This is a genomic window from Nostoc sp. DedQUE04 (assembly GCF_034530995.1).
GTDB lineage: Bacteria > Cyanobacteriota > Cyanobacteriia > Cyanobacteriales > Nostocaceae > Nostoc.
The window spans coordinates 1-14,184 of record NZ_JAVRCA010000076.1 but is presented as its reverse complement, the minus strand read 5'-3'; the positions used below and the strand labels follow the sequence as shown (position 1 = coordinate 14,184).

Here is a 14,184-nt window from a genome sequence, read left to right as displayed (position 1 = left end):
GTGTTGCTCTCGGTGTTGCTCTCGGTGTTGCTCTCGGTGTCGCTGTCGGTTTAGTTGTTGGTTTAGTTGTCGGCTGGCTGAAGAGTGTCTTTGCTTCTTCATTCAGCTTTTGGCGGAGTGCTAAGTTAGCAATTCCAGTTTCTTGCAACTGATATTTCTTCTGATACTCCTTCACCACTTCTTCCGTGCGAGAACCATAAAAACGATCGCGCGGCAGAGGAGGATTTGGCTTCACCACTGCATTCAAATTTCTGTGTAGAATTTGAACGATGTTAGCAGCAAAATCTTGGGTTTTTGGCCCTGCGATGCCATCAACTGGTTTTAGCTTATAACCAGTCTGAAATTCTCGAATTGCCTTTTTAGTTTCCTCGTCTGTCAAAGCGGTATTTGTTACCTTGACGTTATAGCCTAATCCCCGCAATACTTCACGGAATTGCTGGGGTGTATAACTTCTTTGAGGGGCTGCAAAACCTGTGTCTGTAATTACCAAACTAGCAGTCATCAGGCAAGTAACAGCAAAGGTTGCGCTTGATTTTCCAAACCCACACCACATACTTAAAAACTCCTTTGGGTCAAATCAGCAGGATCGTAAACGTTAACAGCTGCATTTTAAGTTTGTTTAATAACTTTTTTCACGATTATTTAATGAATTTTGAACAAATTGTGATTTTTTTTTGTTAAATTTAGCCAGATATTTAAACAATAACTTCTGTCATCCATCAAAAGAAGTATCTTGTATAAGCAAAGATATAGCGGTTATCATTTGAAGCGAATATACCCTTTTAACCCTAAACTGCGTTAGAAAATCACATCTGTGCATTGAGCGTCAGCTGAAGGTGAAAAGCAGTCTCTTTACCTGTGGACCTCAACAAGTATCATATATTACAAAAAATGAAAAATATAAAATCTTCTAAGCAGCGTAATCTTTGGGTTGAAAGATTTATGGCAATTGCTGCCGCAGTAAATTTAGGTTTAGTGTTGTTTGATTTAAGTTATGTACCTTGGCGAGATTTCTACTTGCGAAAACTTCCCCAAATTACTAATATTTATGACCCAATCAAAGGTATTGAAAGTCATCGAGACACAAAAAGTTATCTAGAAACAGTAGACGCATTAGAGGAACAAGTTAGGCAAACAGGGTTACAGTCGCCTCAGGTAAATAACAGGCTAATACAAATAAGTCGTCTTAGTAGCGAGATGATTGACAGTAACCCGTTTGCGGGAGCTAATAAGAGTGGGACTCTGGAGAAAATCAAACAAAGGATGCGATCGCACATCCGCAAAGAATCTGCAAAACAGTCCTTCGCTACTTTTTGGAGTCAGCCGCACCTATCACAAAATAGCTGGGATAAAGAAATTAATTTTTTCAACAAAAGCATCCGCCCTTTGATCGCCAGTAACTACTACCGCAAAATCGGGGAAAATGGCGATTTTATTGATAAATTCTGGATTATTGACTTACCTTTTGTGATTTTATTTGGCGTAGAATTGCTGGGGCGCACTTTCTTGCTCAGACGCCAACATCCTGGTTTTAGCTGGTTAGAAGCACTATTGTGGCGTTGGTACGATTTATTTTTACTAATACCCTTTTGGCGAGGGTTGCGAATTATACCTGTATTAATTCGCCTCGATCGAGCGCAGTTATTGAATCTGCATCCAGTACGAAAGCAAATTAATCAGGGAATTGTCGCCAATTTTGCCGAAGAACTTACAGAAATTGTCGTGGTGAGGGTGATTAATCAGGTTCAGGGTTCAATTCAGCGGGGTGAGTTAACAAGCTGGCTCTCGCAACAAGAAAATTTACGTCCCTACATAGATATTAACAATGTAAATGAAGTGGAAGCGATCGCAGGTCTTTTGGTAAAAACAATTGTCTACCAAGTGCTACCTGATATCCAACCTGCGATCGTTGCCATTCTGCGCCACAACATCGAAACCGTCTTCCATCAAGTCCCCGTCTACCGCAACCTCCAGAATCTCCCTGGCGTGGCACAGGCTCAAACCCAGTTAAGCGAACAACTGGCGACTCAAATCACAACTAATCTTTACAAAACTTTAGTTAGCGCTGTTGAAGACCCTGTAGGAGCACAACTCACCAGTCAGCTAGTAGAAAGCTTCACCCAGGTCTTAGGATCTCAAATCAAGGAAAAACATGTACTCTCAGAAATTCAAAGTTTACTTTTTGACTTCTTAGAGGAAATCAAACTCAACTACGTCCAGCGTTTATCCCAAGAAGACATAGACCAAATTATCGAGCAAACCCGGCAGCTAAGAACACAAGTATCAGTTCCGGTAGTAGTAGATAAAGGCGCTACTCTCCCAAAAATACGGGAAGGGTAGGGAGAGCAGAGGGGCAGGGGAGCAGGGGAGATGAGAGGACAAGAAGAATAACCAATGTCCAATGCCCAATGCCCAATGCCCAATGCCCCATGCCCCATGCCCAATACACGACTATAAAAGAAATGCGCTAAACTCGAATTAGGCGAATCATAATTTGGTTCGTCACAAGACTTCTTGGAAGATATACCTATCGCAGGAAGTGGGTCGATGCCCACTTTTTTTATTGAATTCTCTCATGGCTCATCCTTTAGTTCCACAAATTATTGATTTGGCGACACCAGTGGCAGAAGAACTGGGATTGGAAGTGGTTGGCGTGGTTTTTCACACCAACCAAAGTCCACCAGTGTTGCGGGTAGACATTCGCAATCCTGAGCAAGACACTGGGTTGAACGATTGTGAGAGGATGAGCCGTGCTTTAGAAGCCTCCTTAGATGCTGCGGAAATCGTTCCAGATACATACGTCTTGGAAGTGTCTAGTCCTGGTATTTCGCGGCAACTGGTCACAGACAGGGAGTTTATTTCCTTTAAAGGATTTCCTGTTATTGTCTCCACAACGCCCCCCTACGACGGACAACAAGAGTGGATTGGTCAGTTGATTCGTCGGGATGAGACAACACTTTATTTAAATCAAAAAGGTCGTGTAGTCGAAATTCCCCGCTCTCTAATTACTAAGGTGCAGTTAGAGGAGCGCCAATAAACAAGTTACTAAGGCTAGAAGCTAGGGACTAGGGATTGGAGGGGTAGAGGAGCAGAGGAGCAAGGATGACAAGGTGACAAGGTGACAAGAGGTGAGAACTTGCAACAAGTTTTTTTCCCTTGTCCCCAATTCTCCTTGTCCTCTTGTCCTCTTGTCCTCTTCCCAATGCCCAATGCCCAATGCCCAACACCCAGTCTCTAGTTCCTAATTTTTAAAGGAGATTGCTTATGTCAATGGTTACTTTATCTGGATTAAAAGAATTAATTGAAAGTATAAGTCGCGAACGGAATTTACCCAGGCTTGCGGTTCAATCAGCTATAAGAGAAGCACTACTCAAAGGCTATGAACGTTATCGCCGCGCCCAAAATTTAGAGCGCAAACAGTTTGACGAAGATTATTTTGAAAATTTTGAAGTAGAACTCGATATTGAAGGAGAAGGATTTCGCGTTCTTTCCACCAAAACCATTGTTGAAGAAGTAGACAATACAGATCATCAAATTTCTCTAGACGAAGTTCAACAAGTCGCTCCCGAAGCGCAGTTAGGGGACTCTGTGGTACTGGATGTTACCCCCGACCAAGGAGAATTTGGTCGGATGGCGGCGATGCAAACTAAGCAAGTATTGGCGCAAAAATTACGCGATCAACAGCGCCAGATGGTGCAAGAAGAGTTCCAAGATTTAGAAGGAACTGTTCTCCAAGCAAGAGTCCTGCGGTTTGAGCGGCAATCAGTGGTTCTAGCAGTTAGCAGCGGCTTTGGTCAGCCAGAAGTAGAAGCCGAATTACCAAAGCGGGAACAGTTGCCTAACGATAATTATCGGGCAAATGCCACCTTCAAGGTATATCTCAAAAAAGTCTCCCAAGGTCAGCAACGAGGGCCACAGTTGCTTGTGTCTCGTGCTGATGCTGGTTTGGTAGTTTATCTTTTCGCCAACGAAGTCCCAGAAATTGAAGATGAAGTTGTACGGATTGTTGCCGTAGCTAGGGAGGCAAACCCACCTTCCCGTTATGTCGGCCCCCGAACTAAAATAGCAGTAGATACTCTCGATCGCGATGTAGACCCAGTAGGCGCTTGTATTGGAGCTAGGGGATCGCGAATTCAAGTAGTAGTCAACGAATTACGCGGTGAAAAAATAGATGTAATTCGCTGGTCGCCAGACCCAGCAACATACATTGCTAATGCCTTAAGTCCAGCACGGGTAGATGAAGTACGTTTGATGGACCCAGAATCACGGCAAACTCACGTACTTGTAGCTGAAGATCAATTGAGTTTGGCTATTGGGAAAGAAGGACAAAACGTCCGTTTGGCAGCCCGTCTGACTGGTTGGAAAATAGACATTAAAGACAAAGCTAAGTATGACTATGCAGCAGAGGATACCAAGTTTGCAGCCGTCAGAACAAAATATCAAACAGAAGAATCAGAAGAAGACGACTCGGACTTTGAAGAAGAATTCGAGGATGAAAATCAGAACGAACTAGAAGAGGAAGATAGTTTTGACAATAACGATGATGAATAATTGATTAATTTTGTAAAGTTTTGATAGTGTAAGATTGTAGTCTCAGTCTCAAAAGCTACTTGGTATAAGTAAAAAATAGTCATAATAAACTTATTTTTACTTCCATTATCCTAGACTGAGATCGCAAAGAACCGATGAAACCAAATTATCGGCGCTGTATTAGCTGCCGGAAAGTAAGCTCAAAAGATCAGTTTTGGCGGATTGTCCGCGTCTTTCCATCGGGAAAGGTACAATTAGATCAGGGCATGGGGCGTTCTGCCTATATTTGTCCAGAAACGAGTTGCTTACAAGCTGCTCAAAAAAAAAATCGACTAGGGCGATCGCTACATGCATCAGTGCCAGAAGCACTGTACCAAAGCTTGTCGCAACGTCTAGCCCGCAGTAATACCCAAAACCAAATTTAGTTGGAACAACTTTGTGACGTAATCATTAGAGGAATTGTGTCGAAAGCCGAAGTAGTGCTTTCATCAAACTCCCTGTTGAACGTTAAGGTTAGTGCCAAAATAGTAAATGGGTGTAAAAGGCATTAGGCTCTCGAATAACGAGGGGCGAGGCAATATTCCCAGAACAAGATGTAATCGATTGTGTTGTGGAATCAGAATCAACAAAACAAGAAACTACAAAATGGCAACCTGGTAGCGCTCAGGCGCAGTTCGGCGTCAAGGGTTCCTATAAAAATCTTTTATTTAAGAAATTTTTATGGGTATCCCTCAACCATCATTCCTGGTGGGGATGCCATTATTAAACCGAAACATCTCTCTTTCCTGATTGGAGGCACCGGCAAAAACTGAACGGCAGTCTAAAAACAGTAGTCCAAGGATGGAGATGTCGCAAACCAGGCAACCATCCGCTAAAACTGTAAATTAAAGGGGAAGAGTGGATGACCAACGGCAAAGTTAGAATTTATGAATTATCAAAGGAATTGAATTTGGATAACAAAGAGCTACTAGCAATTTGCGACCAGCTCGATATTGCGGTCAAAAGCCATAGCAGCACGATTTCAGAATCCGAGGCAGAAAACATCCGGGCGGCAGCAGAAAAGCTTGCAGCTACGAGTGTGTCAGCCAAAAAGGAACTAGGTACAACCAGCCATAAGCCAAATTCACCACCCAACGGCGGACCTTCGCGACCTGCTGCACCCCACAAACAGCAAATTTTGGAAATACGTAAACCCAAAATATTGAGAAATACTACTCCCAACGCCCCAGAGGCGTCACTTGCTAACAATACCCAAGCTGCCTTGTCTGAAGCTAATCCTCCCTCTCCTCCACGGCCTTTCGCTACACCAGTCTCACCCCAAAAACCGGCAGCACCAACTCGACCTGTGCCCCGGACTCAATCTGAGACTCAAGAGCAACCCTCGATCGCTGACTTGGAACAAACGCCTAATCCAAATCCGGCACCGGAAAAAATAGCATCCCAAAAACCGGAAAAAATAGTTCCACCCAGACCAAAATCGGAAAAACCGATCAAACCACAACTAGTTGCTCCTCCAGCCAGGCCTGCGGCAGAAGAAGCCCAGGTGGTAGATGAGCCGCCAGTATCTCAGGCAGATAAACCGATCCTCAAACGCGACCAACGGCTACGTCCTGCGGAAGGCGATCGCGAACAAATTAAGCCAAGAGTCGCTAAACTGCCAACAGACCAGTCTCCACCAAGTGCGCCACAAAGGACAAGTCGTCCTACCCCTGCACCCAGCAGACCAGAGCAGAGAGGTAATAGACCATCTGCCCCATCACAACTGGGAGAGGGACAAAGACCCAGACCGGCACGTCCAGGTGAAGCAGTAGCAGCCGCAATGCCGATTGCTACTCCACCCAGACAGATGTCAGGCATAGCGAGCAAATCTCAAGGATTGGGTGATGAACCAGTCACACCGGATCTCCTTGATTTGAAACGCCCAAGTCCGCCTCGACCGACCAAAGGCGGCAAAAAGTGGGTAGAAGAGGAAATAATTGACGAGGTTAAAGAGAAGGCAAAAGCTGGCGTCAAAGGTAAGCGAATCAAACCCATACTTGATGATGAGTTTGAAGAAGATTTGCTAGATGATGACGATATCGACTCACCAGCCACAGTCCAAGTCAGCCTTTCTATCGCTCGTCCTCCCAAACCGAAAGCGACTCGACCTGTACAGATACCAGGTGCAACCCTTGCTAGCGCCCCAACTGCAAGAGCCAGAAAGTCTGGTTCCAGGTCTGGTTCCAAGTCTGGTTCTGGGCGTGACAATCACCAAAACCGTCGCCAAGAAGCCGAGACAAAGCGCGATCGCCCCGAAAAAGTGACGATCACAGGGCCGTTGACTGTGCAAGAACTGGCTGACGTTTTAGCCGTTCCCGATACAGAGATTGTGAAAATCCTGTTCCTTAAAGGTATGGCGGTGAGTATCACTCAAAATCTGGATATTCCCACAATTACCCTGGTAGGAAAAGAACTAGAAATAGAAGTCGAAACCGCCGAACGAGAAGCAGAAGCTCGAAAAATTACGGAAATGGTCGGTGCAGAAGACCAAGAATATCTCCACCGCCGTCCGCCTGTGGTGACAATCATGGGTCACGTAGACCACGGTAAAACAACCCTGCTCGACTCAATCCGCAAAACAAAGGTGGCTGCTGGCGAAGCTGGCGGGATCACTCAACACATCGGTGCATACCATGTGGATGTCGAACATGAGGGGAAACCACAGCAGATAGTCTTCCTGGATACTCCTGGTCACGAAGCCTTTACAGCTATGCGGGCACGAGGAGCGCGGGTAACAGATATTGCCGTCTTAGTAGTCGCTGCTGATGATGGTGTCCGTCCCCAAACCATTGAAGCCATTAGCCACGCCCAAGCTGCTGGAGTGCCAATTGTTGTTGCAATTAACAAAATTGACAAAGAAGGGGCACAGCCAGAACGCGTTAAACAAGAACTCACTCAGTATGGTCTGACATCAGAAGACTGGGGCGGTGAGACAATCATGGTTCCCGTGAGCGCCATCAGAGGTGAAAATCTGGATACGCTCTTAGAGATGATTCTCTTAGTAGCAGAGGTTGCAGAACTATCTGCCAACCCAGATCGTACCGCCAAAGGAACTGTCATTGAAGCACATCTGGATAAAGCTAAGGGAGCAGTTGCTACCCTGCTAATTCAGAATGGTACCCTGCATGTGGGAGATATCTTAGTAGCTGGCTCGGCCTTCGGTAAAGTCCGGGCGATGGTAGATGACAGAGGCAAGAGAGTAGAGATTGCTTCTCCTTCATTTGCTGTCGAGGTACTGGGTTTAAGTGATGTGCCGGCTGCCGGCGACGAGTTCGAGGTCTTCGAGAACGAAAAAGAAGCCAGAGCGCTTGCTAGCGATCGCGCAGACAGACAACGCTTATCCCGTTTGTTACAGGGTCGTGTTACCCTTACAACCTTGTCGGCTCAAGCACAAGAAGGCGAGTTGAAAGAACTCAACTTGATCTTGAAGGGAGACGTACAAGGTTCCGTGGAAGCCATTGTGGGAGCGCTCAAGCAAATTCCGCAAAACGAAGTCCAAATTCGGATGCTGTTGGCTACTGCTGGGGAAATCACCGAGACAGATATCGACTTAGCAGCTGCCAGTAACGCTGTAATTATTGGCTTCAATACCACCTTCGCTAGTGGTGCCAGACAAGCTGCCGATGAAGCGGGTGTAGATGTTCGTGAATACAACGTAATCTACAAACTCCTAGAAGATATCCAAGATGCCTTGGAAGGTCTTTTGGAACCAGAGTTGGTGGAAGAACCCTTGGGTCAAACCGAAGTCCGTGCCGTCTTCCCAGTCGGTCGCGGTGCTGTTGCCGGTTGCTACGTTCAATCTGGCAAGCTAGTTCGCAACTGTAAAGTCAGGGTGCGACGCGGCGGTAAGGTGATCTATGAAGGCGTTCTGGACTCCCTAAAACGGATGAAAGAAGATAGCCGTGAAGTCAACGCCGGTTATGAATGCGGTGTCGGCATCGATAAATTCAATGATTGGGTTGAAGGTGACATCATCGAAGCCTATCAAATGGTTACGAAGCGCCGCACTCTCACCTTAACGAGATAGTGTTGAGGGTAAAATGGTTAGAAGTTAGGAGTGATAAATTAGGAGTTAGGAGTTAAAGACTGCTAATTCCTAACTCCTAACTCTTAACTCACAACTTTTTATAATATGCATTCATTTCGCTCTGAACCTATTTTGTGGATTCACGTCGCTGGATTAGCGACGTTGCCTGTTTTTTTAGTACTCTGCTTATTGTTTTTGTCTGTAGGCGAGCCATTTTTACCAGTCTGGATGGAGCTATTGTTAGTTGGCGCCATTGGTGTTCTCCCCCTGCTATGGATGCAGTTGCGTCGCCCTTTTTATATATTTGCTCTTTTAGGAATAGCCCAAAAACCAGAAAATCTGACTGAGCGGCAGCGAAAAATTCTCTGTTTAATTAATACAAAGGTAAATCGTATCCTGGCATTGGTGGCAGCAGCCTTGTCGGTTGGGATACTGTGGTATCTTTACCAAATTGCCCCATTAGTAGCAGATTCAGCTAAATTTCTCCCACAATGGCGCAGTGTTGCATTAGTGCTGGCGGGATTAGCATTTTTGGGTGGCAATCTATTTTTACAAGTACCTGTGAGTGTAATGCGAGTTTTGGTGACTAATGACACAGAATTTGCTGGCATAGAACCATTATCTTTAGAAAAGATTAAGCAAGATTTCACAATTTTAGGGGTGCGAGTTAATCAAATCGTGCCTCGATTATTACAATCCTTGTTTAAGATAAATACAGATTCGTAGCAGGCCGTAAAGTATATTATTTAACTTTAAAGGGCTACAAATAAGTATCAGAAGATGCAGGGGTGCAGAGGAGAATAACTAATAATCAATGACGCCACTTGCTCCACTTGGGGAGACCCCAAGACCGCAGTGGCTCCCCAATGCCCCATTGCCAATACCCAGTTACCGTTGAAGAAAAACAAAGGAATGAGGAACTATGGCTCAAATTCCAGCTTCTAGCGATCGCCAATTTTCTGATGATACTGAAATTTGGTATAGTCTCAAATGTGCCATCTCCAATAGTTCCGGTTTTCAACGCTGGCAACTAGAACGGGATGCTCAATTACACGGAATTCGCTTGGAACAGCAGGTACAGCGGTATTTAAGAGAAACTTTAGAAACTTTAGCTTACTAAAGACCAAATAAATCTTGTAGGTTTGTTTGCAAACGACGGAGTTGACGGTATGCACCCTGCAAGCAATCGCCATCAACTTCCACTTCATTTGTGGGATAATTCTTAATAATTTCAATCAGCGACACTTGCCCGTCTTGATTCGCAGAAAGTACCAAAGCGGCTCGTAAAGCTTGCCGATTTGCTCTTTGAGACGGTGTAGAAATAACTTGACTAACTCGATCCAAAATAATATTACCAATCTGGCTATTTAGCGCTCTATCTAAAAATACAGCGTTTACCTTTACTGGCTGTGTTAAATACTGACGAATGGCTTTGGGGTCTTGTCGCGCCAAAGCTAAATTCACTTTTAGTAAAGGTGAGAGTTCACCTGTTTCGGCAAAGGTGGATATTTCCTCTACAGAAAGTGATTCACGGAAAATACCATACTTCAGGACTACTCGTTCTGCTGCAAAGGCAGGAGTGGACAAAAACAGAAGACAGATAATGCCTACTAAAACTAAGATGCGATGCAGCCATAAAAAATTAAAATGCATTTCTCTCGATTTCCAATAGGTTTGCTTTTTTCTGCGATGATATTCCAGCAGAATTAGTTGCAGCATCTAGCTTTAGGGAATACTAAAAAATCGCCTCATCCTCATAGTGCCCCTAAGAAAATTTTCTGAATAACACAATATAACTAATGTATAAGTTCTGTAACCTCTCTAAGGAATTTAGCTGAATCAGTGCTAATCATCCAGTATAGTTTTGCATGGGTTTTAGAGCAGCTACAACGCTGTTATCTTTAACCTTGTTCGACATACTGTAATTCAGCACATCACAGACTCAAAAAATGAAATATCGGGGTTATCACATTACTCTTGCGAAAAATTTTCGCCTTCTTTCTAGCAATCATCTCAAATATTCTTTGCGCGTGGGAGCCGGACTCACGGCAATGCTTGTTGTTTCTAGTGGTTCACTACTACCTAGTGAGGTTAATGCTGGTGCGACTCATCCAGAATATATCGCCCCAACTCGCACAGCCCAAGCTCCTGCAACTGCCGCAGCGATTTACGTTAATCCAGCAACTGGTGCAGATAGGGCTGGTGCTGGTGCCACCTCGGCAGCACCGTACAAAAGCATAAGTTTCGCTCTCAGTCAAGCCCAAGCAGGTGCAGTTATTCAATTAGCACCTGGTAACTATAACCAAGAAAGTGGTGAAACCTTCCCGCTTTTACTTAAACCAGGGGTGACACTGCGGGGTGATGAAGCTACTAAAGGTCAGGCGATATTGATTACAGGTGGAGGCTTCTACACTAGTCGCACTTTTGCCAGACAAGACATTACCATCCTGGCCGAGCAAGATACCACGATCGCTGGTGTCAGCGTCACCAACCCAAATAGTCGGGGTACGGCTGTGTGGGTGGAGTCAACTAATCCGACTATCAAAAACAGTACTTTTACTAACAGTGTCAGAGAAGGTGTTTTTGTCACGGGTACAGGCAATCCCAAAGTTGAAAGTAATCTCTTTGTGCAAAACAAAGGGAATGGGATTTCAGTTGCTAGAGCTGCCCAAGGAGAAATTCGGAATAACTTATTTCAGGATACTGGTTTTGGTCTGGCGATCGGTGGCACTTCCACACCTCTAGTTGTAGAAAACCAAATTATCGAAAACCAAGACGGTCTTTTTATCTCAGAGTCAGCGAAGCCCGTATTGCGTAAAAATGTCATTCAAAATAATAAGCGGGATGGAGTAGTAGCAACTGTCAACGCTTCACCCGACCTTGGCACCAACGAAAATCCTGGTGGCAATCTTATCCGCAATAACACTCGTTATGATGTGAACAATGCCACCAAAACCAGTAAAATTGTCGCTGTTGGCAACGATATCGATCAGAAAAAGATTTTTGGCTCAGTAGATTTTGTTGCCGCCAGTGTTGATGTACCGCCTGGAGGGGCTGTTGCCTTTAAAGATGTACCAGCAAATTACTGGGCAAAAAGCTACATCGAAGCTCTAGCCTCGCAAAATATTATTGCGGGCTTTCCTGATGGCAGCTTTAAACCCAATGAACCTGTAACTCGCGCTCAATTCGCCACTATTGTCACTAAAGCTTTAACGCCAGCAGTTAAACGTCCAGCAATTAAATTTAAGGATGTAGCAAGCAATTTCTGGGCTTACGCTGCCATTCAATCTGCTTACCAGAGTCAATTTGTTTCTGGTTATCCCGATGGCACTTTTAAGCCACAGCAGCAAATTCCGAGAGTGCAGGCGTTAGTCTCTTTAGCTAATGGTTTGGGCTTAACTGCAAGTAATCAAAATGTCGTTTCCTTTTACACTGATGCTGCTCAGATTCCTAATTATGCGATCGCACCAGTTGCCGCCGCAACTGCACGGCAACTAGTAATCAACTATCCCACAGCCAAGCAACTCAATCCTAATCGTGAAGCGACTAGAGCCGAAGTTGCTGCCTTTGTTTATCAGGCACTTGTCAATGCTGGACGTGCCCAACCAATTCCTTCATCTTATTTGGTAACAGTTCAATAAATGTCTAGTTAGCAAATTGGAAGCGCCAGACTAATAAATTATCAGTCTGGCGCTTTCAATATAGTAGTTTTTTAATTTTAGGGTTTTTGAATCATAAAATTTGGGGTCTTTAAATATAGCTGACCCCTTTGAATGTGATTGAGTTTATGGTCAGGGTCTTTATATTGGCTGACCCCGTTTCAATGATTTCCATTTTCTCAGAAATTTTTGCTTTTTGAGATTTCCTAATAATTTTTTTACTTTTTCTTTCTGGATATTTTAATCTTCATAAAAGCATGAGTAAATTTGAAGAAAAGATATATCAAAAAAAAGTAGTCAAAAATTAACTAGCTAAGATTTCTCCCTTTAAGAATTAGGATTTTTACTCGAATTGGGGCGTTGTTGCCGACGCTGTTCCCAGCGCCAGAAGAAAATCATTAAAGCAACTATTCCTACTTGGAGAGCTAAATTAGGCAAAGCGCTCTCAACATCGCGTCCGGCAAGCACTTGGAAGAAAAAGACGAATGCACCGAGTGAACCAGAAGCAGCGAAAGCAATGTAAAAAAATTGTCGTAAACCGCGAAAAGGAGCAGCTATTTCTGCTTTCAGGCTGGCATACTGTTCAGGATTAAGGCGATTTTTAGGATTTTGATCTACCATGATTAAATCATGTTATACTCTTAGATTGTGTACGCCGATGTGGCTCAGTGGTAGAGCAGCTGATTCGTAATCAGCAGGCCGTGGGTTCAAATCCCATCATCGGCTTTGGTGAAAGTATTCCTCAATATTAGAGTTTGGCATAAATCAAGTGTACAGTAACTAATTATTTGTCGTCGGTGACACATTGATCTCGTTGTGACAAATTATTGTCATCAAACCTATTAATCCGCTTCCGTATGTATTGGTGACAAATTTTTGTCATCTTTTTGAAAAGCAACAATTTATACAGCATATTTCAAGTTGCTGAGGTACACAAGCTAAGTCTGTTACCCAGATATAAACCATGTCTTACTCCTGAATTCTGACTCATAAATTCTGAATTTTGCTGTATATGGAGCTTATAGCAATTCTTTATGAAGGCGCATAGAAAGAACCCCACCGCCTGCGGCACCTCCCCTTACCAAGGGGAGGTTGGGAGGGGTCAAAATAATGTGTAGCCTCATATAAAATTGGTATCAGGTGGATTATTGCAGCAAAGGAGCTGTGTCATTACCGTTAGTTGACGCATTGGCAATTGCAGCTTGAGTAGGTTGAGTAGTAAGAATCGCTACAAGTGGAGTAACTTTTGAAGTAGATTGTTTATTTCGTTTGCGATTAGAGCCGCCAGCTTTGGAATACTCTATACTGTTTCTGCCGTAGACAGTTGCAACTCCACTTAGCATTCGTTCAGACATTTCGGAGAGAGCTTTATCCATCTGGGTTACTGTTTTACGCGATTCTTCCAGATTGGACACCAGCGTATTATTAGCTTCTACCATTGCACGGGTAGTATTGATTAAGTGGTTGTAGGCTTCAATAGTTAACCCATGTCCTAAATCCAGATTTTCATCAATAGATTTAAGCAAGGCGAGACGAAGTTGGGCTTTGTCAACAGCAGCAGAACCACGAGTTTTTAAAGACATAACACATCCTTTTTTAATAATTCCTTGTTCAACATAGTGGAGTATCCTTTTGCCTGAGATGGGTAGTTTTGTGGATTTATTTCATTAAAAGTTCAACGAAATAATTACGAGTTTGCCTGTGTTTTTACTCATTTGTCATATCAATTTGTTGTTTGAGAATAAGTGCAATCAGCAACAGTAATCACAAAATCAATAAATGAGTACCCCGAAATAACAAATGGGTACCCCGAAATAACAAATGAGTACCCCGAAATAACAAATGGGTACTCCAAAATAACAAATGGGTACTCCGAAATAACAAATGGGTACTCCGAAATAACAAATGGGTACTCCGAAATAACAAATG

Annotated in this window: 12 protein-coding genes and 1 tRNA gene; 9 read left to right on the top strand and 4 right to left on the bottom strand. The window is 43.8% G+C overall.

The annotated features are described in order from the left end of the window. On the bottom strand, positions 1 to 553 hold a 553-nt coding region (locus RM049_RS33390), incomplete at its 3' end, for a peptidoglycan-binding protein (RefSeq protein ID WP_322707243.1). 338 nt (positions 554 to 891) lie between these two features. On the opposite strand from RM049_RS33390, the gene RM049_RS33385 reads away from it, so the two are divergent. The 7 genes from RM049_RS33385 to RM049_RS33355 all read left to right on the top strand — a co-directional run bounded on the left by RM049_RS33385 (position 892) and on the right by RM049_RS33355 (position 9,716). Then, positions 892 to 2,340, top strand: a complete 1,449-nt coding sequence (locus RM049_RS33385; RefSeq protein WP_322707242.1) for a hypothetical protein — start codon at positions 892 to 894, stop codon at positions 2,338 to 2,340. A 235-nt stretch (positions 2,341 to 2,575) separates the two neighbouring features. Further along, the gene (gene rimP, locus RM049_RS33380) at positions 2,576 to 3,037 is read left to right on the top strand and encodes a ribosome maturation factor RimP (protein WP_322669755.1); all 462 of its coding nucleotides are present in this window, start codon (positions 2,576 to 2,578) and stop codon (positions 3,035 to 3,037) included. Positions 3,038 to 3,264: 227 nt separating this feature from the next. Next, positions 3,265 to 4,551: a transcription termination factor NusA gene (nusA, locus tag RM049_RS33375; RefSeq protein ID WP_322669754.1), complete on the top strand. Its 1,287-nt coding sequence runs from the start codon at positions 3,265 to 3,267 to the stop codon at positions 4,549 to 4,551. A 134-nt stretch (positions 4,552 to 4,685) separates the two neighbouring features. Then, on the top strand, positions 4,686 to 4,955 hold the full coding sequence (locus RM049_RS33370; protein ID WP_322669753.1) for a YlxR family protein: 270 nt from the start codon (positions 4,686 to 4,688) through the stop codon (positions 4,953 to 4,955). A gap of 476 nt (positions 4,956 to 5,431) precedes the next feature. Further along, positions 5,432 to 8,596, top strand: a complete 3,165-nt coding sequence (gene infB / locus RM049_RS33365) for a translation initiation factor IF-2 (RefSeq protein WP_322707241.1) — start codon at positions 5,432 to 5,434, stop codon at positions 8,594 to 8,596. 105 nt (positions 8,597 to 8,701) lie between these two features. Beyond that, a complete protein-coding gene (locus RM049_RS33360) occupies positions 8,702 to 9,322 on the top strand; it encodes a low-complexity tail membrane protein (protein WP_322686680.1) in 621 nt (206 codons plus the stop codon). Between the two features lie 196 nt (positions 9,323 to 9,518). Continuing rightward, a complete protein-coding gene (locus RM049_RS33355; RefSeq protein WP_322669750.1) occupies positions 9,519 to 9,716 on the top strand; it encodes a hypothetical protein in 198 nt (65 codons plus the stop codon). On the opposite strand, the gene RM049_RS33350 is transcribed toward RM049_RS33355, so the two are convergent. Continuing rightward, complete coding sequence (locus RM049_RS33350) at positions 9,713 to 10,249, bottom strand: alpha/beta hydrolase (RefSeq protein WP_322707259.1); 537 nt, start codon at positions 10,247 to 10,249, stop codon at positions 9,713 to 9,715. The two genes, RM049_RS33355 and RM049_RS33350, sit on opposite strands and share 4 nt — an antisense overlap. Positions 10,250 to 10,545: 296 nt before the next feature. Between RM049_RS33350 and RM049_RS33345 the strand changes: the two genes are divergently transcribed. Then, a complete protein-coding gene (locus RM049_RS33345) occupies positions 10,546 to 12,237 on the top strand; it encodes a DUF1565 domain-containing protein (protein ID WP_322707240.1) in 1,692 nt (563 codons plus the stop codon). 345 nt (positions 12,238 to 12,582) lie between these two features. On the opposite strand, the gene RM049_RS33340 is transcribed toward RM049_RS33345, so the two are convergent. Beyond that, positions 12,583 to 12,876, bottom strand: a complete 294-nt coding sequence (locus RM049_RS33340; RefSeq protein ID WP_322707239.1) for a DUF3493 domain-containing protein — start codon at positions 12,874 to 12,876, stop codon at positions 12,583 to 12,585. Positions 12,877 to 12,909: 33 nt separating this feature from the next. Between RM049_RS33340 and RM049_RS33335 the strand changes: the two genes are divergently transcribed. After that, positions 12,910 to 12,981, top strand: a tRNA-Thr gene (locus RM049_RS33335). A 419-nt stretch (positions 12,982 to 13,400) separates the two neighbouring features. On the opposite strand, the gene RM049_RS33330 is transcribed toward RM049_RS33335, so the two are convergent. Continuing rightward, the gene (locus RM049_RS33330; RefSeq protein WP_322669746.1) at positions 13,401 to 13,838 is read right to left on the bottom strand and encodes a hypothetical protein; all 438 of its coding nucleotides are present in this window, start codon (positions 13,836 to 13,838) and stop codon (positions 13,401 to 13,403) included. Positions 13,839 to 14,184 lie beyond the last annotated feature (346 nt).